Source organism: Streptomyces sp. NPDC058877 (genome assembly GCF_042742855.1).
Lineage (GTDB): Bacteria > Actinomycetota > Actinomycetes > Streptomycetales > Streptomycetaceae > Streptomyces.
The window spans coordinates 16,617-41,556 of record NZ_JBHYMF010000005.1 but is presented as its reverse complement, the minus strand read 5'-3'; the positions used below and the strand labels follow the sequence as shown (position 1 = coordinate 41,556).

General features: G+C 71.1%; 21 protein-coding genes and 1 tRNA gene. 5 read left to right on the top strand and 17 right to left on the bottom strand.

The genetic code is table 11. The features are described from left to right. Positions 1 to 95: 95 nt before the first annotated feature. The 9 genes from ACFW2Y_RS02435 to ACFW2Y_RS02395 all read right to left on the bottom strand — a co-directional run bounded on the left by ACFW2Y_RS02435 (position 96) and on the right by ACFW2Y_RS02395 (position 9,927). Positions 96 to 902, bottom strand: coding sequence for an HAD family hydrolase (locus tag ACFW2Y_RS02435; RefSeq protein ID WP_384872325.1), 807 nt, complete (start codon positions 900 to 902; stop codon positions 96 to 98). Next, positions 899 to 2,188, bottom strand: coding sequence for a serine--tRNA ligase (serS, locus tag ACFW2Y_RS02430; RefSeq protein ID WP_384872322.1), 1,290 nt, complete (start codon positions 2,186 to 2,188; stop codon positions 899 to 901). The genes ACFW2Y_RS02435 and serS overlap by 4 nt, the downstream gene beginning before the upstream one ends. A gap of 483 nt (positions 2,189 to 2,671) precedes the next feature. Further along, positions 2,672 to 3,607, bottom strand: a complete 936-nt coding sequence (gene pheA / locus ACFW2Y_RS02425) for a prephenate dehydratase (RefSeq protein ID WP_384872319.1) — start codon at positions 3,605 to 3,607, stop codon at positions 2,672 to 2,674. Between the two features lie 147 nt (positions 3,608 to 3,754). Continuing rightward, a complete protein-coding gene (gene efeB / locus ACFW2Y_RS02420; protein WP_384872316.1) occupies positions 3,755 to 5,020 on the bottom strand; it encodes an iron uptake transporter deferrochelatase/peroxidase subunit in 1,266 nt (421 codons plus the stop codon). A gap of 5 nt (positions 5,021 to 5,025) precedes the next feature. Beyond that, positions 5,026 to 7,005 carry a copper resistance CopC/CopD family protein gene (locus ACFW2Y_RS02415; protein WP_384872313.1) on the bottom strand — a complete coding sequence of 660 codons (1,980 nt, stop codon included), beginning with the start codon at positions 7,003 to 7,005 and terminating at the stop codon, positions 5,026 to 5,028. 24 nt (positions 7,006 to 7,029) lie between these two features. Continuing rightward, complete coding sequence (locus ACFW2Y_RS02410) at positions 7,030 to 7,518, bottom strand: copper chaperone PCu(A)C (protein ID WP_384872310.1); 489 nt, start codon at positions 7,516 to 7,518, stop codon at positions 7,030 to 7,032. Then, positions 7,515 to 8,234 carry an SCO family protein gene (locus ACFW2Y_RS02405; RefSeq protein ID WP_384872307.1) on the bottom strand — a complete coding sequence of 240 codons (720 nt, stop codon included), beginning with the start codon at positions 8,232 to 8,234 and terminating at the stop codon, positions 7,515 to 7,517. Before ACFW2Y_RS02405 ends, ACFW2Y_RS02410 begins: the two co-directional genes overlap by 4 nt. A 36-nt stretch (positions 8,235 to 8,270) precedes the next feature. Then, positions 8,271 to 9,038, bottom strand: a complete 768-nt coding sequence (locus tag ACFW2Y_RS02400; protein ID WP_384872305.1) for a YcnI family protein — start codon at positions 9,036 to 9,038, stop codon at positions 8,271 to 8,273. Positions 9,039 to 9,150: 112 nt separating this feature from the next. Next, complete coding sequence (locus ACFW2Y_RS02395) at positions 9,151 to 9,927, bottom strand: hypothetical protein (RefSeq protein WP_384872303.1); 777 nt, start codon at positions 9,925 to 9,927, stop codon at positions 9,151 to 9,153. A 422-nt stretch (positions 9,928 to 10,349) separates the two neighbouring features. Between ACFW2Y_RS02395 and ACFW2Y_RS02390 the strand changes: the two genes are divergently transcribed. Continuing rightward, positions 10,350 to 10,814: an ATP-binding protein gene (locus ACFW2Y_RS02390; RefSeq protein WP_384872300.1), complete on the top strand. Its 465-nt coding sequence runs from the start codon at positions 10,350 to 10,352 to the stop codon at positions 10,812 to 10,814. A 109-nt stretch (positions 10,815 to 10,923) separates the two neighbouring features. Here the strand turns inward: ACFW2Y_RS02390 and ACFW2Y_RS02385 are convergent, their stop codons facing one another. Both ACFW2Y_RS02385 and ACFW2Y_RS02380 read right to left on the bottom strand, forming a co-directional pair. After that, on the bottom strand, positions 10,924 to 12,384 hold the full coding sequence (locus ACFW2Y_RS02385) for an aminopeptidase P family protein (RefSeq protein ID WP_384872297.1): 1,461 nt from the start codon (positions 12,382 to 12,384) through the stop codon (positions 10,924 to 10,926). 232 nt (positions 12,385 to 12,616) lie between these two features. After that, on the bottom strand, positions 12,617 to 14,068 hold the full coding sequence (locus ACFW2Y_RS02380) for a PP2C family protein-serine/threonine phosphatase (RefSeq protein ID WP_384872294.1): 1,452 nt from the start codon (positions 14,066 to 14,068) through the stop codon (positions 12,617 to 12,619). Positions 14,069 to 14,590: 522 nt separating this feature from the next. Between ACFW2Y_RS02380 and ACFW2Y_RS02375 the strand changes: the two genes are divergently transcribed. After that, entirely contained in the window at positions 14,591 to 15,271 is a 681-nt protein-coding gene (locus tag ACFW2Y_RS02375; protein ID WP_384872291.1) for a bifunctional DNA primase/polymerase, read from the top strand. A gap of 253 nt (positions 15,272 to 15,524) precedes the next feature. Then, the gene (locus tag ACFW2Y_RS02370; protein WP_384872288.1) at positions 15,525 to 16,121 is read left to right on the top strand and encodes a hypothetical protein; all 597 of its coding nucleotides are present in this window, start codon (positions 15,525 to 15,527) and stop codon (positions 16,119 to 16,121) included. A 220-nt stretch (positions 16,122 to 16,341) separates the two neighbouring features. Here the strand turns inward: ACFW2Y_RS02370 and ACFW2Y_RS02365 are convergent, their stop codons facing one another. From ACFW2Y_RS02365 to ACFW2Y_RS02355, 3 genes are all read right to left on the bottom strand, one after another. Continuing rightward, on the bottom strand, positions 16,342 to 17,319 hold the full coding sequence (locus tag ACFW2Y_RS02365) for a DUF5926 family protein (RefSeq protein ID WP_384872285.1): 978 nt from the start codon (positions 17,317 to 17,319) through the stop codon (positions 16,342 to 16,344). A 191-nt stretch (positions 17,320 to 17,510) separates the two neighbouring features. Next, on the bottom strand, positions 17,511 to 18,101 hold the full coding sequence (locus ACFW2Y_RS02360) for an ATP-binding protein (protein WP_384872283.1): 591 nt from the start codon (positions 18,099 to 18,101) through the stop codon (positions 17,511 to 17,513). 116 nt (positions 18,102 to 18,217) lie between these two features. Beyond that, on the bottom strand, positions 18,218 to 19,039 hold the full coding sequence (locus ACFW2Y_RS02355; RefSeq protein ID WP_384872280.1) for a glycerophosphodiester phosphodiesterase: 822 nt from the start codon (positions 19,037 to 19,039) through the stop codon (positions 18,218 to 18,220). Between the two features lie 190 nt (positions 19,040 to 19,229). Here ACFW2Y_RS02355 and ACFW2Y_RS02350 point away from each other — a divergent pair, with 190 nt between their 5' ends. Continuing rightward, complete coding sequence (locus ACFW2Y_RS02350) at positions 19,230 to 20,684, top strand: S1C family serine protease (protein WP_384872277.1); 1,455 nt, start codon at positions 19,230 to 19,232, stop codon at positions 20,682 to 20,684. A gap of 106 nt (positions 20,685 to 20,790) precedes the next feature. On the opposite strand, the gene ACFW2Y_RS02345 is transcribed toward ACFW2Y_RS02350, so the two are convergent. Then, a complete protein-coding gene (locus ACFW2Y_RS02345) occupies positions 20,791 to 21,330 on the bottom strand; it encodes a hypothetical protein (RefSeq protein WP_384872274.1) in 540 nt (179 codons plus the stop codon). A 579-nt stretch (positions 21,331 to 21,909) separates the two neighbouring features. On the opposite strand from ACFW2Y_RS02345, the gene ACFW2Y_RS02340 reads away from it, so the two are divergent. Then, positions 21,910 to 21,994: transfer RNA gene (locus ACFW2Y_RS02340), tRNA-Ser, on the top strand. Positions 21,995 to 22,139: 145 nt separating this feature from the next. Here the strand turns inward: ACFW2Y_RS02340 and ACFW2Y_RS02335 are convergent. Next, positions 22,140 to 22,466 carry a hypothetical protein gene (locus ACFW2Y_RS02335; RefSeq protein WP_384872272.1) on the bottom strand — a complete coding sequence of 109 codons (327 nt, stop codon included), beginning with the start codon at positions 22,464 to 22,466 and terminating at the stop codon, positions 22,140 to 22,142. A gap of 780 nt (positions 22,467 to 23,246) precedes the next feature. Then, positions 23,247 to 24,497, bottom strand: a complete 1,251-nt coding sequence (locus ACFW2Y_RS02330) for a hypothetical protein (protein ID WP_384872269.1) — start codon at positions 24,495 to 24,497, stop codon at positions 23,247 to 23,249. Positions 24,498 to 24,940 lie beyond the last annotated feature (443 nt).

The following is a 24,940-nucleotide window of genomic DNA, read 5'->3' as shown; positions in this document are numbered from 1 at the left end:
CGGCCGCTTCGAGCGCGTGGACCCCGGTCTGCGCGGGCCGCGAACCGCGAAGGCCCGCTCCTCTGGGAGCGGGCCTTCGCACGGTTTCCGGGAGGTCAGGCCGACAGCAGCCGCTCCAGGACGAGCGCGATGCCGTCCTCCTCGTTCGAAGCCGTCACCTCGTCCGCCACCGACCGCAACTCCTCGTGCGCATTGCCCATGGCCACGCCGTGCGCTGCCCAGCCGAACATCGGAATGTCGTTCGGCATGTCGCCGAAGGCGATCGTCTCCGCGGCCTTCACGCCGAGCCGGCGAGCCGCGAGCGACAGGCCGGTCGCCTTGCTCAGGCCGAGCGGCAGGATCTCCACTATTCCGGGTCCCGCCAGGACGACGTCCACGAGCCCGCCGACCGTCTCGCGCGCGATCCGGGTCAGCTCGTCATCCGTGAGCTTGGGGTGCTGGAGGTACAGCTTGGTCAGCGGCGCCGACCACAGCTCCGCCGGGTCCTCGTAGGGCACGTACGGCAGCGGGCCCTCCTGGACCCGGTAGTCGGGGCCCATCAGGACCTCTCCGTCCAGACCGTCACGGCTGGCGGCGAGCGCCAGCGGGCCCACCTCCGCCTCGATCTTGGAGAGGGCGAGCCCGGCCAGCTGCCGGTCCAGGGTCAGCGAGGTCAGCAGCCGGTGTTCACCGGCGTGGTAGACCTGCGCGCCCTGCCCGCACACCGCGATCCCCTCGTAGCCGAGGTCGTCGAGGATGTGCCGGGTCCAGGGCACCGCTCGGCCGGTCACCACGATGTGTGCCGCACCCGCCGCCGTCACGGCGGCCAGCGCGTTCCGAGTGCGGTCCGAGACGGACTCGTCGGCCCGCAGCAGCGTGCCGTCGAGGTCCGTCGCGACCAGGCGGTAGGGGAAGGGGCTCACTTGGCGACCGGCTCCAGGACCTCACGGCCGCCGAGGTAGGGCTGGAGCGCCTTCGGCACCCGCACCGATCCGTCGGCCAGCTGGTGGTTCTCGAGGATCGCCACGATCGTGCGCGGAACGGCGCACAGCGTGCCGTTCAGGGTGGCCAGCGGCTGCACGACCTTCTTGCCGCCCTGCTCGTCCCGCATGCGCACGGACAGGCGACGGGCCTGGAAGCCGTCGCAGTTGGAGGCGGAGGTCAGCTCGCGGTACTTGCCCTGGGTCGGGATCCACGCCTCGCAGTCGAACTTGCGGGAGGCGGAGGCGCCCAGGTCACCGGTGGCGACGTCGATCACCTGGAACGGCAGCTCCAGCGAGGTGAGCCACTGCTTCTCCCACTCCAGGAGCCGCTTGTGCTCGGCCTCGGCGTCCTCCGGCGCGACGTACGAGAACATCTCGACCTTGTCGAACTGGTGGACGCGGAAGATGCCCCGGGTGTCCTTGCCGTACGTGCCGGCCTCGCGACGGAAGCAGGGCGAGAAGCCCGCGTACCGCAGCGGCAGCTTGTCGGCGTCGATGATCTCGTCCATGTGGTACGCGGCGAGGGGGACCTCGGAGGTGCCGACGAGGTAGTAGTCGTCCTTCTCCAGGTGGTAGACGTTCTCCGCGGCCTGACCGAGGAAGCCGGTGCCCTCCATGGCGCGCGGACGGACCAGCGCTGGGGTCAGCATGGGGATGAAGCCGGCCTCGGTGGCCTGTGCGATCGCCGCGTTGACCAGGGCGAGCTCCAGGAGCGCACCGACGCCGGTCAGGTAGTAGAAGCGCGAGCCGGACACCTTGGCGCCCCGCTCGACGTCGATCGCGCCGAGCGCCTCGCCCAGTTCCAGGTGGTCCTTGGGCTCGAAGCCCTCTGCCGCGAAGTCGCGGATGGTGCCGTGCGTCTCCAGGACGACGAAGTCTTCCTCGCCGCCGACCGGGACGTCGGGGTGGACGACGTTGCCGAGTCGGAGCAGGAGCTGCTTGGCCGTGTCGTCGGCCTCGTTCTGCTCGGCTTCTGCCGCCTTGACGTCGGACTTGAGCTGCTCGGCCTTCTGCAGGAGCTCGGCACGCTCTTCCGGAGACGCCTTGGGGATCAGCTTGCCGAGCGCCTTCTGCTCGGATCGGAGTTCGTCGAAGCGGACGCCGGACGACCTGCGCCGCTCATCGGCGGAGAGCAGGGCGTCGACGAGCGCGACGTCCTCTCCACGGGCGCGCTGGGAGGCGCGAACACGGTCGGGGTCCTCACGGAGCAGGCGAAGGTCAATCACCCCACCAGGCTACCGGTGAGTGTTCGCCCGCCCGTACCGGATAACGACGCGCGCGTTGAATTGCCCGGATTGGCCCGTATGGAAACGTTGGAGGTGGCGACTTCATTCGCTTATCCACAGGCTGTGTGGAAGTTCTGTGGACTAGGGAGAAGGCTGCGTGGATTTCTCTGGTCGCGCCTGAAGATTCCGTGACCAAACGCCACTCACGCACTCATTTGAGTGGTGATGACACCCTCTGGCGAGTGAGTCGGCAGAGGAGTGCTGACGGGGGGCGGGGGAGGTGCTGTGGATGACGCACGGAACGGCGAGGAGTGAGTGGGGTGATTTGTCGACCTTGTCGTGAAGGAGTGTCGACTTGTCCCCAGGGTGTTCCTGGAGCTGTGGATAACTTCTGTGGGTAACTGAAAAGTATGCAGGTAGGACTAGCGATTCGTGCCTGTGGATGACTGCTCCCTCTTCTGGAAGCAGTCATCCACCATCAGATCAGGCCCGACCGTCCTGGGCCCTCGCCAGCCAGTCGGAGGCCGCCGTGAACTCCCCGTCCGAAGTCCCGCGCCGCAGCGGTCGTACGTCCGTGACCGCGACCCCCGCCCGCGGGTACGAGCCGAGGAACCGCACCTTGGGGCAGATCCGCTTGAGCCCCATCAGCGCCTCGCCCACGCGCCGGTCCGAGATATGGCCCTCGGCGTCCACCGCGAAGCAGTAGTTCCCGATGCCCGCCCCCGTGGGGCGGGACTGGATCAGCATCAGGTTCACCCCGCGCACCGCGAACTCCTGGAGCAGTTCGAGAAGGGCACCCGGATGGTCATCACCCAGCCACAGCACCACCGAGGTCTTGTCCGCACCCGTCGGAGCCGCCGGCCGGGCCGGCCGACCCACCAGCACGAACCGGGTCTCGGCGTTCTCCGCGTCGTGGATCTCGGTGACCAGCGCCTCCAGCCCGTACGTCGCCGCCGCGAACTCCCCCGCGAAGGCGGCGTCGAACCGGCCCTCCTGCACCAGCCGGGCGCCGTCCGCGTTCGAGGCGGCCGACTCCCACACCGCATCGGGCAGGTGCGCCCGCAGCCAGTTCCTGACCTGCGGCTGGGCCACCGGGTGGCCGGTGACCGTCTTGATCTCGGAAAGCTTGGTACCGGGCCGGACGAGCAAGGCGAAGGCGATCGGGAGGAGCACCTCGCGGTAGATCATCAGCGGTTCACCGGAGGCCAGCTCGTCCAGGGTCGCCGTCACCCCGCCCTCGACCGAGTTCTCGATCGGTACGAGCGCGGCGGCGGCCTCCCCGTGCCGAACGGCATCGAGGGCGGCCGGGACCGAGACCATGGGGACGAGCTCACGCGTCGCGGCCTCGGGCAGCGTGCGCAGCGCCGCTTCGGTGAAGGTGCCTTCTGGGCCGAGATACGTGTACCGGGTGGCGGACATGCAGCCACCCTAATGCTCGACGGAACCGAGGGCCGCCGTCCCGACGGCACGGCGGTCTCCGAGGTCCGCCACCCGGACGGTGCGCCGATTTCCGGCAGGAAACGGTCGGCGTCCTCACCGGGGTCAGGCCTCCAGCCCGCACCGGGGTCAGGCCTCCAGGAGGCGCTGCCCCACGTACTCACCCTTGGCCGGGCCGCCCGGCACCGCGAAGAGGCCGCTCGTTTCGTGGCGGATGAACGCGGACAGCGCATCACCCCGGTCGAGCTTGCGCTGCACCGGTACGAACCCCCTGAGCGGGTCCGCCTGCCAGCACACGAAGAGGAGGCCTGCGTCCGGCGCCCCGTCCGGCCCGATCCCGTCGTGGAAGGAGAACGGCCTGCGCAGCATGGCCGCCCCGCCGTTCTGTTCGGGGGCGGAGATCCGGGCGTGGGCGTTGTCCGGGATCACCGGCTTCCCGTCCGGCCCGAACTCGTTGAGGTCGAGCTCGGTCGTTTCGGAGCCGCCGGTGAGCGGAGCCCCGTCGGACTTCCGGCGACCGATCACCTTCTCCTGTCGATCCAGCGGCAGCTTCTCCCAGTCGTCGAGCAGCATGCGGATCCGCCGCACCACGGCGTAGGAGCCGCCGGCCATCCACTCTTCCGCGCCGCCGGCTCCGGCCGGGACGAAGATCCGCCGGTCGAAGTCCGCGTCGCCGGGCTTCGGGTTGCGCGTGCCGTCGACCTGGCCCATGAGGTTGCGGGCGGTCATCGGCTTCGCGGTGGCGCCGGCCGAGCGGTTGAAGCCGTTCATCTGCCAGCGCACCCGGGCCGCGTCCCCCGCGTCCTTCTGAACGGCGCGCAGGGCGTGGAAGGCGACGAGCGCGTCGTCAGCGCCGATCTGCACCCACAGGTCGCCTTCCGAGCGTCGGGGATCCAGCGCATCGGAGGAGAAGGCGGGCAGCGGGTCCAGGGCAGCGGGGCGGCGCGCGGTCAGCCCGGTCCGATCGAAGAAGGTCCGACCGAAGCCGAAGGTGATCGTGAGGGAGGACGGGCCCGCGTCGAGCGCGATGCCGGTGTCCGCGGCCGGGGCCTTGCCCGACATCAGCACCTCCGCCGTGGCCGACCAGCGGCGCAGCAGGGCGGTGGCTTCCTTGCGGCCGGCGCCGGGAGCGAGGTCGAAGGCGATCAGATGGCCTCGGGACTGCAGTGCAGTGGTGATGCCGGCCTGGTGTTCCCCGTGGAACGCCACCGCGGTCGAGCCCACGGTGGTCAGTGCCGTGGGGCCGCCGGCTCCGGTGCCGCCCTCGTCCCCGGACAGTGCCGCGGAGACCCCTGCCCCGCCGGCCGCGCCGACGACGAGGCCGGCTGCGCCTGCCGCGCCTACGGTGCCGAGCAGACGCCGCCGAGAGAGCTCAAGGTTGTCGCTGTCAGTCACGTGCTTCAGCCGATCTTCACGTTCTTGTCGATGGTGGTCTGGTCGATCTCGGAGGTGCGGACGGTGACTTGGATCTTCCACTCGCCCGGCATCGGGATCTGGACGCCGCTCGCGCTCCAGTGTCCGGTCTGGATCCGGTCGGGGGCGACGGGCAGCGGGCCCACGTCCTTCGCCTCCAGGGTGAGGGCGACCTTGACCTCGGGGACGTCGAGGGGCTTGCCGTTGGGGCGCTCGACGAAGAGGTGGAGCGCATTGGCACCGGTGCGGCCGGGGTCGAGGCTGAGACGGACGACGCCCTTGCCGTCGACACCGCCGGTGTCGAAGGGCAGCCGGATGTCAACGGGACGGTCGGGCACGGCGGCCGGACCGGCGGCGGTGGTGCCACGTCCGGTCTCTTCCTCGGTACGGCCGGGCTCGGTCGAGGTGAGGACGGTGGTCACGGCGAGCAGGACGACGGCGACGGCGGCCTCGGTCAGCACCGAGCGTCGCAGACCGGAGCGCTCCGGATCGGCGTCCCGCTCCTGCTTCCGTCGTGCGACGGCGATGGCGGCTTGCTGTCGCGCGAGTTGGGCGGCCCGCACCGGGTCGGTCACACCGGTGGGTCCTCCCACGCCTCCGGGATCCTTGCCCTCCCGGGCCCCGCCCGGGTGCTCGGTGTCTTCGGCGTCCGGGGCCCCGTGGAGATCTTGCGGATCCTGGGCTTCTGGACCCTGGTTCTTCCCCGGGGCCTCTTCCCGCGATGCGGGGTCCGCCAGCCGCTGGGTCCACCGGCGGGAGACCCAAGCGATGCCGATGAGGACGGCCATGAGACCGATCTTGACCAGGAGCAGCTGTCCGTAGCGGGTGCCGGTCAGGGCGGACCAGGAGCCGACCTGACGCCAGGACTGGTAGAGCCCGGTGGCAGCGAGGACGACCACGGAGCCGAAGGCCACCTTGGAGAAGCGCTCGACGGCGGAACGCTCCACGGACGGCGCCCGGTAGAGGGCGACGAGGAGGACGGCGAGGCCGCCGAGCCAGGCGGCGACGGCGAGGAGGTGCAGGATGTCGACGGGCATGGCGATGCCGGGCTGGAGACCGGTCGAGGCGTGCTCGGCCAGTGCCCAGGTGCCGGCGATGCCGGCGGCGATGACGGTGCCGCCGAGGCCGAGTCCGAAGGCGAGGTCCTTCTTCTCCTTCGGGTCGGTGCGCCGTGCGTAGGCGCCGAAGAGGACGGCCACGAAGAGTGCGGCTGCGCCGAGCAGCAGCAGCCGCGAGGTGAGCGCGGCGCCGGTCTTCGTCTCCAGGACTGCTTTGAGGCCGGCTAGGTCGAAGGCGTCGGCGAGCTCGCCGGAGCCGGTGTAGGGGCTGCGCAGGAGCAGCATCGCCAGGGTGGCGGCGGTGAGGACCAGCCAGCTCCGGGCCACCGTCTGCTGGACGGGGCGCATGCTCGCGCCGCGTGGCCAGCAGGCGAGGACGAAGGCGCCGCCGCCGACGAGCACGGCGAATCCGGCGTACGAGAGGTAGCGGGCGATCCCGTAGAGCGTGCCGACGAGGCCGCCGCCGGGTGCCCGGTCGGGTAGGGAGACGGACGTCTGGGAGGGAGCACCGATGGAGAAGGTGAAGGCACCGGCGACGGGATGGCTGTCGGCCGAGACGGCCTGCCAGGCCACCGTGTACGTGCCGTCGGGCAGACCTGCGCGGAGAGCCACCCCGTACCGGATGACGGAGCCGCTGCACAGGTTGCGTATCTCGCCGGTGTCGGCACGTCGGCCTGCCGGGTCGAGGACCCGGATGGAGTCGGTGCCCATGGCGACTTGCTCCGAGAAGGTCAGATTGACCTCCTCGGGTGCGGTGGCGACCACCGCCCCGTCCTTCGGGTCGCTCCCGGTGAGTGCCGCGTGCGCAGAGGCGGGGGCGGCACCGGCGAGCAGCGCGCCCAACAGCGTGGCCACGAGGACCAGCAGCCGGGCCGGTGCGCTGCCGAGGCGCGGGGCGGTGGTTGTCATCTCTGATTCACTCCGTCAACGAGTTCAGTGATGCTGGGGGTTGTAGTTGGCTGCTTCGACGGGAACGTCGACCTTGATGGGGTCGGACTTCTCGAAGTGGAGCTCGATGCTGACCTTCTCGCCCTGCTTGGGCTGCTCCTTCAGTTCCATGAACATGATGTGGTTGCCGCCGCGGGCGAGCGTCAGCTCCCCGTTCGCGGGGATGTCGAAGGACTGCACCTCCCGCATCTTCTGGTCCTTCGTCTCGTGGATGGTGACGTCGTCGGAGAGGGGGCTGCTGACGGAGGTCAGCTTGTCCGCCGTGTCTCCGTCATTGGTGATGGTCAGGAAGCCTCCGGCCATGTCCATCACCGGCTGCGGCATGAACGCGCCGCTGACCTTCAGGTGCGGCTTCCCGTCCTTGGCGGAGCCGTCGCCGGCTGCTTCGGAGGAGGAGAAGGACGAGCACCCGGTCAGCGCGAGTGCGGCGGTGAGCGCCACGGCGGCGGACAGGGCGGTGGTGCGGCGGTTCACGGGTTCTCCCCCTTGATGATCTTCGGCAGGTCCTTGGCGTAGTCCTCGACGGTCGTGTCCTCGCCGTACAGGACGTAGCCCTGGTCGGTGGTGGGCGAGAACGCGATCACCTGGGCGCCGTGCATGGAGACGACGGAGCCGTCCTTCTCCTTCTGTGGCGGATCGATGCCGATGCCGATCTGCCGGGCTGCCGCCTGGATCGCGGAGAAGTCACCAGTGAGACCGGTGAAGGAGGGGTCACCGGCTGCGGGCAGCCACTTGGCGAGTTCGGCCGAGGTGTCCCGCTCGGGATCGGTGGTGACGAAGACGACCTGGAGCTTGTCCTGGTCGGCTTGGGAGAGCTGCTTCTTGGCGATGGCGATGTTGCTCATCGTCAGGGGGCAGACGTCGGGGCAGTGCGTGTAGCCGAAGTAGATGAGGGTCGGCTTGCCCTTGGTCCGTTCCCGCAGGTCGTACTTCTCGCCCTTGGTGTCGGTGAGGACGAGCGCGGGCTTGGTGAACGGTCGGTCGAGGACGACGGCCGCCTTGGCGGGGTCGCTGCCGCCGGAGACCTCGGCCACTGCGGAGCCGGAGCTCGCGGGCTTGTCCTCGTTGCCCCCCAGGCCGACGGCGGCGGTGATGCCGAGCGCGGCGACGATCGCGACGGCCGCGATGATCAAGGGCGTGCGCCGCCCGGGGCGGGCGGTGGCCGCCCCGGGCGTCTTCTGTTCAGACATGCTGTTTCTTTCGTATCTCGAATGCGGGTGCGGCCGTCAGGCCGAGCGGCGGCGCCCGGCGAGGACGCCGAAGGCGACGCCGGCGACACCCACGAGGATGCCGACCACGCCGAGGACACGGGCCGTGGTGTCACTGGTCGCGGAGGAGGCGGTCTCCTGACGGTCGGCCGAATCGGCCGCCTTGTCGTCGTGGCCGGCCTTCTCGTCCGTCGCGGCGGAAGCGGACGGCGTGGCACCGCCGTGGTGGTCGGCGGACGCGGCGGAGAGCTTCAGGACGGGCGCCGGGTTCTGCGGCTCGTTCGCGCCTTCCTTCTGCTCCTCGATCCAGCGGACGACCTCCTCGTTGTCGTACGTCTGGATGGCCTTGAGGACCAGCGCGTCGGTGTCCTCCGGCAGGCGTCCGAGGGAGAGCGGGAACTGCTGGAACTGACCGGGGCCGATCTTCGAGCCGTCAGCGGTCCAGGTGACCTTGGAGACGGCCTCGTTGATCGTCTTGCCGTGCAGTTCCAGCGGCTTGCTGAGCTTGCTCCGGGTGACCTCGGCCTTCCAGCCGGGGACGGGCTGGGGCATGACGGAGGCCAGCGGATGGTCGAGCGGGAAGTTGACCTCGACCTTCACGGTGGAGGCGTTGTCGCGCTCGTTCGGGACCTTGACGTTCACGGTGGCGTAGCCGCCCTTGGCGGCCTCGCCCTGCGGCTGGACGCTCACGTGCGCGAAGGCGGTGCCGGACAGCAGGACGACCGAGGAGAGGGCGATGCCTCCGGCGAGGGCGGCACGGAGGGAGGAGGCACGGGAAATGCTCATGGCAGAAGACACTCCAGCTCGGAGAAGGGCGTAGGGGGTCGGCGCGCCCGAGGGACCGGAGTCCCGCACGGGCGTGCGGACGGCCGCGGCGCGCTCCCGTTGAGCGGCCGCGTCAGGCTGCGAGGACGCAGTCGGCGGCCGGGGGGCCGCGCCTGATCACCGTGTGCTGGAGTGCCTCGGTCGCCGGCGGCGGCGAGGAGTCGGTGGCGGTACGGAGGGTCGGCCGCGGTTCCGGAGCGCTCCCCAGGCCGGTGAGGAGGGCCCGTACGAGGCGGAGGGCGACCCGCAGCGAGCGGACGGGCGCGCATGCGGCGATCTCCGTGGCGCCCTGCTCGGAGAGGTCCACGAGCCGGCCGAGGGCGTGGTCGCCGCGGCGCAGCAGCCAGCCGGTGGCAAGGGCTGCGAACAGGTGGCCGAGGAGCATCGGCAGCCCCGGCAGCAGGTCGGCGCCGGGGGCGGCGGTCGCCGCGGCCGTGTGCCCCATGGCGGTGTGCGCGGCGTCCGGGTCGAGTCCGGCGTCGGTGAGGATCCGGGCGGCGTCGACGGGGTCGAGGGATTCCGCCCCTGCGCCGCAGACCAGCCGGGCCGCCAGCCGGACGAGGGCGTCGTCGGCCTGGCCGCTCAGCGCGAGCTGCCGTTGACCCAGTCCGAAGAGGACGTGCAGGCCGAGCTGTCCGGCGGCGAGGGCGCCGACGACGAAGCCGAGGGAGCGCTGGCGGTCGGCGAAGAGGACGGTGGTCCCGAAGAGGCCGAGGAAGCCGGCGGCGACGGTCCACAGGGCGATGCCCGCGCAGGCGGCGAGGGCATGTCCCAGCCCGGACAGCACGACGCAGACCGCGGTGAACACCGCGGCCCTCAGCAGCCGTGGAGCGAGCGCGGGGGCAGTCATGGCTGGCCCATCATCGCACCACGTGCACCACCACCATGCGGCAGGTCCGGAAGGTCGTTCTTGCGCGCCTTCGCGCCGGGACGCCCCGTACCTGGTCCGGGACGCCCCGTCTTCCGCACCGAGCCGTTCCGCTCCTGGCGGCGCTCCGTATCCATCCTCCGCGTCCGTCCTCCGCGTCCGTCCTCCGTTCCGTCCTCCGCGCCGGATCTTCTGGCTCCGGGGGGGGCGCCGTTCCGTGCTCGGGATGCGGCCTTCCTCGGGGTGGTGCGCGTCGAAGCGCGGGGCGGTCCACCCGGCCATACACCAGCCCGTCGCTCCGTGCGTCCGCCGAACGAGCGCTCATGACGCCCGGGCGTGCTTACGGCGCCTCCGCTCCGGCAATAGGTATCGATATGTCGAGCCGCGGTCGGGAGGGCTGGAGCATGAGCATCTGGTGGTCACTCCATCTGCGGCGCGAGGCCGCGAGCGTGCCGCTCGCACGGAGGCTTCTGCTGGGCACGATGGAGACGGCGGGCGTGGATCCCGACGTGTCGTACGAACTGTCGGTGGCGTTGACCGAGGCGTGTGCCAATGCGGTCGAGCACGGCGGTGGAGGGGGCTCCCGGGGTTCGGGCGGGAGGCCTTCGGAGGCGTACCGGGTGACTGCGTACCTGGACGGCGAGACCTGTCGGATCGAGGTGTCGGACTCGGGCCCGGGCTTTCCCGGTGCCGGTGACGAGGTGCCGGCCGTCCCATCCGCGGACGCCGAGCACGGCCGCGGGCTGCGGTTGATCGAGGAGTTGGCCGATCACGTCCAGTTCGGCAACCGCGCGGGGCGGGGCGGGGCGGTGGTCAGCTTCGACAAGCTCCTCAAATGGCGGGACGGACCCGCGCTCCTGTTGGCGTGAGCCTCCGCACGGACCGTGACGTGCGGGAAACGGACCGTGACGCGCGAGAAGGGGAAGGGCCCCTGCCGGTCGGTCGGCGGGGGCCCTTCGGGTCCAAACTACGCGGGACTCAGCCCTTCAGCGAAGTCATCCACGCCTCGACCTCGTCGGCGTGGCGCGGCAGCGCCTCCGAGAGGTTCCGGTTGCCGTCCTCGGTGACGAGGATGTCGTCCTCGATCCGGACGCCGATGCCGCGGTACTCCTCCGGCACGGTGAGGTCGTCGGCCTGGAAGTAGAGACCGGGCTCGACGGTCAGGCACATGCCCGGTTCGAGGGTGGTGTCGACGTAGGCCTCGGTGCGTGCTGCGGCGCAGTCGTGGACGTCCATGCCGAGCATGTGGCCGGTGCCGTGCAGGGTCCAGCGGCGCTGGAGGCCGAGGTCCAGGACCCGCTCGACCGGACCCTCGACGAGGCCCCACTCGACCAGCTTCTCGGCGAGGACGCGCTGGGCGGCGTCGTGGAAGTCGCGGTAGGCGGCGCCGGGCTTCACCGCGGCGATGCCGGCCTCCTGCGCCTCGTACACGGCGTCGTAGATCTTGCGCTGGAGCTCGGTGTACCGGCCGTTGATCGGCAGGGTGCGGGTGATGTCGGCGGTGTAGAGCTCGGTGGTCTCCACGCCGGCGTCGAGCAGCAGCAGGTCGCCGGAGCGGACGTCGCCGTCGTTGCGGACCCAGTGCAGGGTCGTGGCGTGCGGGCCGGCGGCGCAGATGGAGCCGTAGCCGACGTCGTTGCCCTCGACGCGGGCGCGCAGGAAGAACGTGCCCTCGATGTAGCGCTCGCTGGTCGCCTCGGCCTTGTCGAGGACCTTGACGACGTCCTCGAAGCCGCGGGCGGTGGAGGCGCAGGCCTTCTCCAGCTCGGCGACCTCGAAGGCGTCCTTCACCAGGCGGGCCTCGGAGAGGAAGACGCGCAGCTCTTCGTCGCGCTCGGCGGTGACCTTGTCGACCAGGGCGTTCTCGATGCCGGCGTCGTGGCCGCGGACGGCACGTACGGGGCCGGTGGCCTCCTTGAGCGCGTCGGCGAGCTCGCGCACGTCCTTCGCCGGGATGCCCAGGAGCCGCTCGGCCTCGGTGAGGGAGTGGCGGCGGCCGACCCACAGCTCGCCCTGGCCGTCGAGCCAGAACTCGCCGTTCTCGCGGTTGGAGCGCGGCAGCAGGTAGATCGTGGCCTCGTGGCCGTCGACCGTCGGCTCCAGGACGAGGACGCCGTCCTGGGACTGGTCGCCGGTGAGGTACGCGTACTCGGTGGACGCGCGGAAGGCGTACTCGGTGTCGTTCGACCGGGTCCTCAGGTTGCCGGCGGGGATCACCAGGCGTTCGCCGGGGAAGCGGGCGGACAGCGCGGCACGCCGCGCGGCGGTCCGGTCGGCCTGCGGGATCGGTGCGAGGTCGTGCAGCTCGGTGTCGGCCCAGCCGGACTTCATGTTCTCGGCGAGCTCGTCGGACACGCCCGGGTACAGGCCGTTCTTCCGCTGCTTGATCGCCTGCTCTTCGGTCTCTTCCGGGGTCTCCGGCGTGAGCTCCTCGGCCACGGGTCTGCCTCCTTTGGTACGACACTGAACCCCCTCCATCGTACGGTCGTGCGGTCGGGGGCCCAGGGCCGGAAGACCCATTACAGGAATCTCACGCTCCGGTTACTGCTGCTCACGCGCGGAGTGCCCGCTCGATCCATCGCGGCAGATCAGCAGGGGTGCGCAGGGAAAGGCGTGGTCGGGACGGTGTCCGGGCGGAGCGGTGGAGGGTGGGGGGAGCGCGCGGCGGCGCTCATACGAAGCGGGCCGCGAGCAGGACCACGTCCTCCCCGTCCGGAGCCGGGACCGTTTCCTCCGGGAGGAGCGCCCGCAGGACGTGGTCGACGATGGCGTCCGGGTCGCTCCGGTCCGCCTTCGGCACGCCCGAGGCGGCGGCGTGGAGCCGGGCGAAGGCCCGGTCCACGGCGTCACCGGTACGGCGCAGCAGGCCGTCCGTGTAGAGAAGCACCGTTTCTCCAGGTGCGGGCGACAGCTCCACGCTCGGCGCTTCCCAGCAGGAGAGCATCCCGAGCGGGGCCGAGAGCGAGGTCTCGACGAACTCGGTGCGTCGCTCGCCGATGACCAGCGGTGGGGCGTGCCCGGCACCGGCAAGGACGATGCGGCGCTGTGCGGGCTCGGCGTACGCGAAGAGTGCGGTCGCCGAGCGGGCGGGCTCGGTCAGCCGGAGCAGGAGTTCCAGGTCGGACAGGACGGCGACGGGGTCCTCGCCCTCCATCACCGCGTACGCCCGGAGGGAGGCGCGCAGCCGGCCCATGGCGGCCAGTGCGCTGGGGCCGGTCCCGGAGACGGAGCCCACGGACAGCCCGAGGGCGCCTTCGGGGAGGGGCAGTGCGTCGTACCAGTCACCGCCGCCCCGTGGGCCGGTGCGGTGGCGGGCGGCGAGTTGGACTCCGGGGACGCGGGGGAGGCGGCGGGGGAGCAGCTCCTCGCTGATGGTGGAGAGCCGGGCACGGGCGCGCTCGACCTGGAGGAGTCGGGCGAGGTGCTCGGTGGCGAAGCGCCCGTAGAGCCCGATGAGGTGGCGTTGCCGGTCGCTGGGCTCGGCGGGCTCGTCGTAGAGCCAGACGACGGCTCCGAGCCGGCCCGCTTCTTCGGTGGCGAGAGGGAGGGCGTAACTGGCGGCGTAGCCGAGGCGGGCGGCGACCTCGCGGTGACGGGGGTCGAGGCCCTCCTCCGTGCGGACGTCACGGATGGCGATCGGGTCGGGGACGCGTGCGGGGCGGTCGGGGTCGGGGAGCCCGTCGAGGAGGCGGCCGTAGCTGGTGGCACTGCGCGGGACGGTCTCGATGGTGCCGAGGTCGGCATGGGCGAGGCCGAGGCCGATGGTGCTGGTGGGGCCGTGGCCGTCGGCCGGTTCGAGGACGGCCATGCCGCGGCGGGCGCCGACGAGGGCGGCACCGGCGCCCAGTACCTCGCGGAGGGCTTCGTCGAGGGAAGCGCTCCGGATCAGCCGCTCGGTGAGTTCGTGGAGGGTGGTGAGGTCGGAGACCCAGGAGGCCAACCGGTCCTGGATCAACGCCCCGGGCGGCACGCTCGCGTCGGAGGGGGGCGCTGCTGCGGGGACGCCGGCCAGGGGCGCCGTAGTGTGCGGGGAAGACGAAGCAGCTGAATCGATTCCGGCCACTTTCGGCATGTGTGGGGCGCTCATCTCAGTCGGCTTTCCAACTGGTGCGTTTGACGCCATGGCATCGCAAACCCCCATGTCAATCTGGGCCGCTCGATGCATCCACATGTACACGCACTGGAGGAGCGATGTCCAGCATTGTCCCTGCGGTACTTGTGGTGTCAGCGAGGTCGTGCGCAAGGGTTGAAGTGCGAGAGAAGTTGGCCGAAAATTGCCCTCCATGTGCACCTTTTGCGGTCGACTGACGTCGTTTGAAAGCGCGTCATTCCAAGCGTGTTGGGTACGTAATCGGTGACAGGCAGGGGCAGTTGAAGCCGCCCCGGAACGCGACACGGAGCCCCGGCGTCTTTCTCGCCGCAGGATGCAACTCGCCACCCGACGGCGGGGAACGCGTTCTGACCCGCTCCGGCTCCGACCTGGCTCCATCCGGAACCACCGGGATCCCCCGGTACCGGCCCGGCCCGCGCCCCGCTCCGAGGGGGACCGGCACCCACCGGCCTGGTACGCGCTGATACGCACGGTGAAGAGTTCTGCACATGGTGTGATGTGGATTCGGCGTTCAACGGAAAGGAACGAGCGCTCATGCGCGAGATCCTCGGAAGGCGACGCAGGCTCCGGTTCCGACGCAAGCAGAGGACTGCCCGGCTCGACGCGGCGGTCGCCTTTGCGGTCGAGTGGAACTGGCCCGTCCTGCCGGGCGCGGGCCTGAGAGCGACGACCCGTACGGCCACCGGAGCGGCCTGCTCCTGCCCCGACCCCGGGTGCGCGGTGCCGGGCGCGCACCCCTATGACCCCGGATTGCTCGCGGCGACCACGGACGAGCGCATGATCCGCTGGTGGTGGACCAGGCGACCGGACGCCCCGGTGGTCCTTGCCACGGGAGGCGGTGCGCCCTGCGCGATCAGTCTCCCCGCGGTTGCCGGGGCACGGGCGCTCGCTGCGCTCGACGCGACCGGCATGCGCCTCGGCCCGGTGGTGGCGACCCCGACCCGTTGGTCGATCCTCGTGGCCCCGTACGGCTTGGAGCAGCTGGGCGAGCTGCTGTACGCGAAGGACAGCGTGCCCAGCTCGCTGCGGTTCCACGGCGAGGGCGGCTACCTGTTGCTTCCGCCCTCGGTCGCGGGGACCGGGCAGGTGCGTTGGGAGCGGGCTCCGCTCGCGGGCTCCGCCCGGCCGTGGCTGCCCGACGTCGAGGCGGTGGTCGACGCCTTGGTCGAGGCGAGCACGAGCGCACCGGGCGGCGGGAGTCGACTGGCCTACTGAGCCGGTCGGCGGTCGATGGTCGGTGCGGCTTCGGGGAACTCCTTGCCGGCGGGTGCGCGCACCGGGCGGAGCGCTTGCTCCCCCAGGTCGGGAGTTTGCTCCGACGGGGGAGCGTTCACCCGAACGGGTCCGTCCCGGTGCGACTTCTGCGGGAAACGGGCGCGCGACCGAGTCGGCGCCCGGGTTCCGCCGCTATGTTCACCCCACCGTCCAGATCTCCGCATCTCCGACCGAGCAGGAGCAGGTGGGTCCCATGAGCCCGGTGAACCTCCGCGTGATCGGGCTCGGGAGCGCCGTCACGGTCGCCGTCCTGCTGCCCCTCGTGGCGATGGCGGGATCGGCGGGAGATCCCGCACGGCCGGCCGGTGCGAGTGCGGCGGGCGACGCGAAGGCCGGAGATCTGCTGACGGGGTTGGGCCTGGCGTCCCGCACGCCGGCGGTCGCCACCCCGGCCCCGCCCTCCGCCGCCCCGGTGCCCACGTCCGGTCCCTCCCCGGAGCGCGTGACGCGCTGCGGGCCCGAACTCGTCTCCCCCGAGGGGGCCGAGGCGCAGACCTGCGTTCTCGCCGAGGGGCCGGACGTCTGGGCGCGGACGTACTACCGGAACGTCACGGGCCAGCAGCTCGACGCGTTTCTGACCCTGATGGGGCCCGGCGGACGGACCGTGCGGGCCGGTTGTTCGGTTCCGGCACAGGACGAACCGGGGACCTGCGAAACGCCGCGGGAGCGCGCGAGGGGCGCGGTCGCGTCCTATGTCGCGGTGGCGGAATTCGCAGGCGCCGGTGAGGGGAGCAGTACTCCGCTGCTGCTCCGTGCGGGAAGCAACAGGGCTGACGGCGCGGGAAGTTGAGCGTCCAACACTTCGGCGTGGCCGGAAGCGGACATGGAAAGGCCCGGTCGCTGGCGACGGGGGATGCACCAGCGACCGGGCTTCCAGAACGGTAACAAGAGATCTGCTGTTCGCAAATTCGATCTCGGTTATTCGGACAGGGATTTACCCGTCCGAAGACCAGGTTGTGGTGGAAGTCACCGACTGGTCGGTCTGTCAGTGACCAATACCGCCTGGGGTATCAGCTGAGAGTCACCTGACGGTTCGTGAGGCCGCCGCGGGCCCGACGCTCCTCCGCGGTCAGCGGAGCCTCCGAGGTCAGCGCCTCGGCGAGCCGCTCGGCGAACTCCGCGGCCGGCTTCTCGCAGTCCTCGGCGGTCATCGACGACGGCAGGTCCCATACCGGCACCATCAGGCCGTGGGCGCGGAAGGATCCGACGAGCCGGGTCTCCGGGCCGAGCGAGGTGCCGCCGGCGGCCTGGAGGCGGGCCAGGGCGTCCAGCAGCTTCTCCTCCGGGTGCGGCATGACCCACCGCAGGTGGTTCTTGTCCGGAACCTCGCACCAGTACGCGGAGTCGACACCGGTCAGCTTCGTGGTCGGGATGGCGGCGGCGTTGGCCCGCTCCAGGGAAGCGGCGACCTCCGGGTCCGCACCGTCCGTGGACTGCGGGATCCAGAACTCGAAGCCCGAGTGGACCTCCGGCTCGAAGGGGGCGTCCGCGTCGAGCAGCTCCTGCAGCCGCGGGCCCTCGGCCGACACGCGGCGCGCGGGGACCGGGGTGCCCGGCTCCACGTCGAGGGCGCGCTGCAGGGTGTCGGCGAGGTCGCGCGCCAGGTCGCCGGAGGTGGAGTCGTTCTGCAGGGCGAGCAGGACGGAGCCGTCATCGCGACGGAGCGCCGGCCAAGCCATCGGCAGTACGGTCGCGAGGGTCACCGACGGCACGCCCTCGGGCAGCCCGCCCTTCAAGGTGAGCGGCACGGTCGCGGCGGGCACCAGCTCCCGCAGCGCGACCCAGTCGCACTCCCCCGGCAGCCCCTCGAAGGGGCGCTGGACGAGCTCGGTCACGGCGTGCGAGGCCGCGCGGCCGTGGCACGCCTTGTAGCGGCGGCCCGAACCGCACGGGCACGGCTCTCGGGCGCCGACGACCGGGATCTCCCCGCTCGTGACCTGTGCCTGGCCGGTCTTGCCGGCCTTCGTCTGGGGGCGCTTCTTGGCCATGGTGTGGCTTTCTCCCGATCGCGGCTGTGCGGTGCTGTATCGGGCGCGAGCCTAGTCGCCCCCGCTGCCGACGCCCCTCAGGCGGGGCGGCACGACAACGCCGGCGGACGAGGCAGTGGGGCGGTGTCCCCGCTTCCTCGATCGCCCGCCGGACCCGCCGACCGCGTGCCGCCGTCGGCCCGCTCCGCTGATCAGCCCAGATCCTCGTACGCGTCGAGGAAGTCGAAGCCCGAGCCACCGCCGACGCGCGCCGCGAAGTCCTCGCGGCGGTGCCCCGCGGTGACCACGGCCCAGACGGTGACCTCGCCGGTCGCACCGTCCCGCACGCCCCAGTCCTGGGACAGCGCGCTGATGATGTTCAGCCCACGGCCGCCCCGTGCGGTGACCGAGGGCGTCGATGGGACGGGTCGCGTCGGGCCACCCCCATCGGTCACCTCGACCCGCAGGCCGCCCGTCGGGTCGACCTGCCAGGCCGCCCGCACGTCCCCTTCGCCCCGCTCCGCCCGGCCCAGCGGCCTGCCGTAACGGCAGGCATTGCTGAGCAGCTCGGAGAGGATCAGCACCGCGTCGTCGACGACCGATTCGGGCACCCCGCTGCGATACAGGTCAGCCCGCATCCGGTGTCGTGCCTCACCCACGCCCGCAGGACCATGGGGTACGGCCATGCTCGACGACGTGGGCACCTCCTGTGCCACCACCAACGCCACCCCCGAGACCTCCTTTGCCCCACGCCACCGTGTGAATGCCCCTTTGGACTGGACCGGAAACCGGCCAATCCGCATGGGATGCGGCACTCGTGACGATCGCGTACGTCCGGAACGCGCCGGTGCACTCCTCGTACGGGCTGTTGCCCCCTGTGACGGAAGGGAAACGAGTGGTTGGAGAGGTGGCGCTGCGGTCAGCCGCGACCCAGCTGGGTGAGCACCTGCTTCGGACGGTTGGTGATGATCGCGTCCACGCCCAGGCGCTCGCAGAGCTCGACGTCCTCGGGCTCGTCCACCGTCCAGACGTGCACCTGGTGGCCGGCCTTCTGGAGCCGCAGGATCACGGCGGGATGGTGCCGGACGATCCGGACCGACGGGCCCGCGATGCGCGCGCCCGCGGGGAGGCGGCCGTCACGCAGCCGGGGCGAGACGAACTGGGAGAGCGAGACGGTCGGCAGCGTCGGCGCGGCGGCGGCGATCCGGTGCAGGGAACGCGCCGAGAAGCTCATGATCCGCACGGGGGATTCGGACGGGTCCGCCGGTTCGTGGAGGCCGAACTTCTTGAGGAGCTGCAGCAGTCGTTCCTCGACCTGCCCCGCCCACCGGGTGGGGTGCTTGGTCTCGATGGCCAGCTCGATCCGGCGACCGGCGTCGGCGACCAGCGAGAGGAGTTGTTCCAGGGTGAGGACGGAGGTGTACCCGGGGTCCCCCCAGTCGGGGATCTCGCCGGATTCGTCGCGGCCCTTCCAGGTGCCGAAGTCGAGTGCGGCGAGGTCGGCCAGTTCGAGCGCGGACACGGCACCGCGGCCGTTCGAGGTGCGGTCGACACGCCGATCGTGGACGCAGACGAGATGGCCGTCGGCGGTGAGCCGTACGTCGCACTCCAGGGCGTCGGCCCCGTCCTCGATGGCCTTCACATAAGCGGCCAGGGTGTGTTCCGGTGCGTCCTCGGACGCGCCGCGGTGGGCGACGACCTGGAGGGGGACGCGGTTCAGGTGCTGCCGTGCGTGGGTCACCGCGTCATGGTGCCATTGGCGGGGCGGTGGGGACACCCCGGAGGGTGTCCTTTCTGTCCCCATATAAAGGTCGGGGGGCGGATGCACAGGTCCGCCTTACAGTGGCCTGACGTCCTCTGGGAAAAGCTGGAACAGCACCCTGGAGCCACAGAGGTACCACCACCCGCGCAGTGAACGAGGAGAGCGAGCTGTGAGCACCGAGAACGAGGGCAGGCCGGACCCGGCTGCCGCGTCCGCCCCTCCGACGCCTCCCGTCCCCCCGTCGCCGCCCCGACCGGTGGAGGAGGAAGCCGAGCAGACGGCCGTACTGCCGGTCGAACCGCAGGCACCGGTCCAGTCCCCGGCCCCCGAGCCGGTCCAGTCCCCGGCCCCCGAGCCGGTCCAGTCCCCGGCCCCCGAGCCGGTCGCTGCCGGGGCGGCGGCTCCCCCCGTCGCCCCGGCGGCCCCTCCCGCCGGTGGCTGGCCTCCCCCGCCCCCGCCGCCCGCACCGGCCTGGGGCGCCCCCCAGCCCCCCGCGGCGCCGCGCAAGCGGACCGGCGGCCTCGTGGCGGCCGTCCTGATCGCCTCGCTCGTCGCGGGCGGTGTCGGCGGCGGCATCGGTTACTGGGCGGCCGAGCGCGGCGACAACGGGTTCAGCTCGACCACGGTGTCCTCGGGCCAGGCCCCGACGTCCTTCAAGCGCGAGCCGGGAACGGTCGCGGCGGTCGCGGCGAAGGCACTGCCGAGCGTGGTCACCATCCAGGCGAAGTCCGGCGCCCGGGACGGCGAGGGCGGCACGGGCACGGGCTTCGTCTACGACCAAGAGGGCCACATCGTCACCAACAACCACGTGGTGGCCTCCGCGGCGGACGGCGGCACGCTCTCCGTGACGTTCTCGGACGGCAAGACGTACGACGCCGAGGTCGTCGGCCGGGCCCAGGGCTACGACGTGGCCGTCCTGAAGCTGAAGGACGCCCCGAAGGGTCTGAAGCCGCTGCCGCTCGGCGACTCCGACAAGGTGGCGGTCGGGGACTCGACGATCGCGATCGGCGCGCCCTTCGGCCTCTCCAACACGGTGACGACGGGCATCGTCAGCGCCAAGAACCGTCCGGTCGCCTCGGGCGACGGCTCCGGCGGCAGCAGCTCGTACATGAGCGCACTCCAGACGGACGCCTCGATCAACCCGGGCAACTCCGGCGGGCCGCTGCTCGACGCGAGCGGCGCGGTCATCGGCATCAACTCGGCGATCCAGTCGACCAGCGGCGGCTTCGGCCAGACCCAGGCCGGTTCGATCGGCCTCGGCTTCGCGATTCCGGTGAACCAGGCGAAGAACGTCGCCCAGCAGCTGATCAAGACCGGCAAGCCGGTCTACCCGGTGATCGGCGCGACCGTGACCATGAACGAGCGGGGCCAGGGCGCCGTGATCGCCGACCGGGGCGCCGGCGGCACCCCCTCGGTCACTCCCGACGGCCCGGCGGCGAAGGCGGGCCTCAAGGCCGGTGACGTGATCACGGGCTTCGGCGACCATCAGATCGACAGCGGTCCGACGCTCATCAGCGAGATCTGGACCCACCAGCCGGGCGACTCGGTGAAGATCACCTACGAACGCGACGGCAAGACCGCCACCGCCACCGTGGTCCTGGGCGAGCGCACCGGGGACAGCTGACCGGTACCGGGAAAGCGCGCCGAAGGCCTTCCGCGTCCGTCCCCGTAGGCATGCCGACCGAGCCCCTGCACCCGGTGCAGGGGCTCGGATCCGCACCCGTCAGTCCTTAGGGAAGTCGTTTCTTCTCGGGGTAGTACGCGTAGGCGTAGAAGCCCTTCTCGGGGCCGGTGGCGGCAATGGAGAAGTCGAGGGGGCCGGGCCGGGACGTGTCGATGATCCGTTGGAAGACGGAGCCGTCACACGCCTGGCTGCCCGCGGCCGACGGCACCTCCTCGCCCGCGACGGTGAACCGCAGTGCCACCGTGCTGCCTCCCGTGCAGGTGAATCCGAACGTCACGCTCAGCACGTCGTCCGGCGTGGCGGGATGCATGTTGCCGAACTGTCGCTGCACCTGACCGGACCCGCCACCGAGGGACTCCATGCCGACGAAGGACCTCTCCAGCATCGACTTCGCGGCTTCGGCACCGTTCGTGCCCGGCGTCGCTGCCGGGGCGGACCCCGCTGCGCTCGGGCTCCGTGGCGGAGACGGCGGAGACCCGGACTCTTCGTCCGCGCCGCACGCCGCCGCGCCGAGCAGCGCGGTGACGGAGAGGGCGGCGGAAAGGCTCCGTACGGCCATGCCGCCCATGTGCTTGGTCTGCTTCATGGGTCCCCGTTTTCTTCGTGTTCTTCGTTTTCTTCGTTTTCTTCGTGCTTCTCCATGGGCTGTGACGGCTCCTGGTCAGGGAGCCCAACCCGGCCACCCCGAGCGGTGCGAACGAGAAGGCTCGGGATGACCTGCTGGTGCCGTTCCTACCGCGCTACGACCGAGGGGCACAATCGACAGGTGACACAGATCGTGCAGGACCGCTGAAACCAGCTTCACCAAGAGAGAGTTGAGGAAGAGGAAGCTCAAGACGCGGAGAGCGCGGCGTTCTTCTGCACTCCGGGACCCGAGAAGGGCCCGGCCGTCCGGAACTTCACGCCCGTCGGACCGGCGGCGGGGACGAAGCCGCTTCCGACCCATCGGCCTGGCGGCGGACCTGCGGGAACGGGTCCGCGGTGCCCCCGTACGAGCGGGACGTACCTCCTGACGCCGAGGCCGCCCCACCCCACAAGGGACCCGCGAGGGCCGCCTCCGCGGTCCGCTTCGAGGCCCCGTGGTCAACCTGTGGTCAGACTTCCATGGGCGGGGCGCGCAACCGGTAGGCTGTTGCCCGCCCCGTCGCAGGTGAGCCGGGGCGCGGGTGGGTTGCCCGAGCGGCCTAAGGGAACGGTCTTGAAAACCGTCGTGGCGCGAGTCACCGTGGGTTCAAATCCCACACCCACCGCTTGCAGGTCAGAGAAGTGACTGGTCAGAGGGCGGGTCCTGGATTCCGGGGCCCGCCCTCTGCGTGCACCTTGTCTCACTCTGACTCGCCGGTATCCCGGTCCTGACCAGCGCGTGTGGGCCAGGCGCGGGCCAGGATCGGCGCCTCAGCCACCGTTGAGACCCTGCTCGATGAGGGCGTTCGCCTTGTCCTGCTGACCCCGCAGGATCTTGGCGTAGAACCGGAAGAGGACCGTGAGGCTGTGGCCGGCCCGCCGGGCGACCTCCACCGGGCCCACGCCGGAGTTGATCCAGAGGGACACCCCGGAATGGCGGAGGGAGTGCGGCACGTCAGCCAGGGGCGTCTCCGCCTCCCGCGCAGAGAGGGCCTTGAGCCGGGCGGCGTCCCACAGCGCGCAGTACTCCGTGGAGTTGCCCCGCCCGCCCTCGGCGCCCCGGAGCAGTGTGCCGTCCGCCCAGTCCACCCCGCCCAAGGGCTGTCCCGTAAAAGATCTCCGCTTCCCGTTCGTCTGGGCATCAGGCAGCAATCGTGGACGTTCATGAGAAGTGACGTTGCCGGCTGGGTTCGTTGGCCGCGGGCCGTTGTTCAGCGGGGAGGTGCCGGTCGGGGCAGCCGATCGGCTGCCGTAGGTTTCCGCCATGGTGAAGTGGTGGCGGTCTCTGGCCACTGGATTTTGGGCTTTGGACCGGGCCCTGGGTGGGCAGCGGCGTCCGACGAGGTTCCAAAAGTGGGCGGCTCGACACCCGATCGGCGCCGGCCTCTGTCTCGCCGTGCCCTACTCCCTCTTCATGTTGCTGCTGTCGTACGAGGAGCCGGGTGATCTCCTGCTCGCTGTGGCGTTCGGGTTGCTCAGCTGGCTTGTTTTCGGTCTCACGGCCTTTTCGGAGCGACTCAGGCAGCGTCGGCTCAAGCGGCTGGGATTGTGAGCGGATCGTGAGGGAGTCGAGGCCCTAAGGGACGACCGGTTCCTGTTCCCGGCCGGTGGGACGTGCGCGATCAGCAGGCCCTTTCGCCGGGCAGCGCGGGTGGCCGCCGAAACGGCCGGTGAGCGGGGCGTTCGCAGCGCGTGCCGGGCGGACTTGAGGGCCGTCGCGGCGCGAGCCGTAGTGGGCCTGGCCCACGTCCACCGCTCGTGGACCGGAGAAGGAGCAGTGAGGAGCAGTGCAGAGGGCGTGCCCCGGGTTTCGGGGCACGCCCTCCGTGTTCGTTCCGTCTCACTCCGGGACACCTCCCCGGTGCGGTCGCTCGGATCTCAGAAGCGCTCTCGGGCGGCTGGGTTGTTCAGGCAGAGGGCGATGTTCCGCACCGCGGCGGTGAGTTCCTCGATGACCCGGGCCGCTTGCTCCGCGTTGTGGAAGGCCGGGCGCTCCGCCAGGGCCAGGCCCAGTTCCCGGGCGGACTGCAGGGCCGGCTCGACGCCCAGGGCGGAGGGGTCGACGGGCGGGGGTGCGGATGCGGGCGGCTCGGTGGCCGCAGGAGACTCAGGGACCATCGGGGGCATCGGTTCCGCCGGGGGTGCGCCGGGGCTGGTGTGCGCCGGGCGGTACGCCGGGACGGGGGCCGCCGTCGGCGTGGTGCTTCCCGTGCCCTCCCGGTGCCCGGGGAACAACGGGGGCGGGAGGATACCGAAGTCTCCCGCCACGGAGACGCATTCCTTCTCCGACTGTGCCGGGGACGGCACCGCATGCGCGGGGCCGGGGTCCGGGGAGGAGGCCCGGGAGTGGTGCGGGGGCATCTCCTGCGCCTGCCGGGTCCTGGGGACCACGAAGTGCTCGAAGCCCGGGAATGCCGAAGTGGCCGGGGGTGCGGCGGAACGCGGGTTGTACTCGGTCTGCCACTGCATGCGGTAGCGGTCGACCTGGTCGGCGCAGGAGGCCCGGGCGTGGAAGACCGCCGTGTCCTCCCCGAGGTCCGGGTACCAGAGGTTGGGGCCGGGGAAGCGAACGGTCCGCACCCGCGGCTTGATCGGCTCGGCGCACCCCATGCAGCAGTCCTCCGGCACGATGAGAGAGATGCCGCCGTTCTGCTCCGGCCAGCGGGGGCCGCCTTCCCAGCGGTACTCCCCGTGGCGGCAGGGCGGCAGTTCGCCGCACGCGCGGCAGACGGCGTGGTGCTCGGGCAGGACCTGCCAGTCGTGGCTGGCGGGGGCGCACCAGTGCTTCGGGGCGGAGCGGGGCAGGTTCTCGTTGCGCAGCACGAGCACCACCGGGCGCTTGTAGAAGTCGGCCCGTTCGGGGGCCTGGTTGACCGGTTGGTTGTTGGCCCGTCGCAGTTCGTTGGCGTGCCACCACAGTTCCACGTGGTCGCGCCATGCCTTCTCGAAGGAATCCGGCCATCGGTCGCCCGGGTAACCGTTGATTTCCAGGATGCGCCACGCCTGCCGATCGAGTACCACGATGGAGCCGGCTCGCAGTTGCATGTGCGTTCCGTCGTCCCCCTCGCTCGGCCAGTCGTGCCGGCCGATACGGGTGGGCTGGTCTGGGAGCCACCTGCGAACCTGCATGTCATGCTCCTCGGCAAGGAAACTTCGTAATTCCAACGGGGCAGTTGGCAACATTCTGAACAATCAGGACGTTTGGGTCAGCGTAGACACGCGCACGCCGCTGATCGAAGGTGACCGGAAACGCGTTCCGTGTCACCTTTCTCTTTCATCTGCATCGCCGCTGCCAGGCATTTTGGCTCCCGGGCCGTCATGAGCCCCGGTCTTCCGTCCATGCGTGGACAGCTGCTTCGTATCCCCGTGACCGAGCCCCGACACTCACCCAGACGTGTGATGGCGCACTGAGGGGCGTCACCCCGTACGTGTACATCACTTCGGGCGTCCGCTGTCGAACGCCCGGCCGCGGCGCGCCGACGCGGCCGGAAAGTGGTATCGGAACGGGTGAGGGGACACCGGGCGGTCCGGGGGAACGGTCCGGGTGGTCCCTCGGCACACGCTGACTTTCT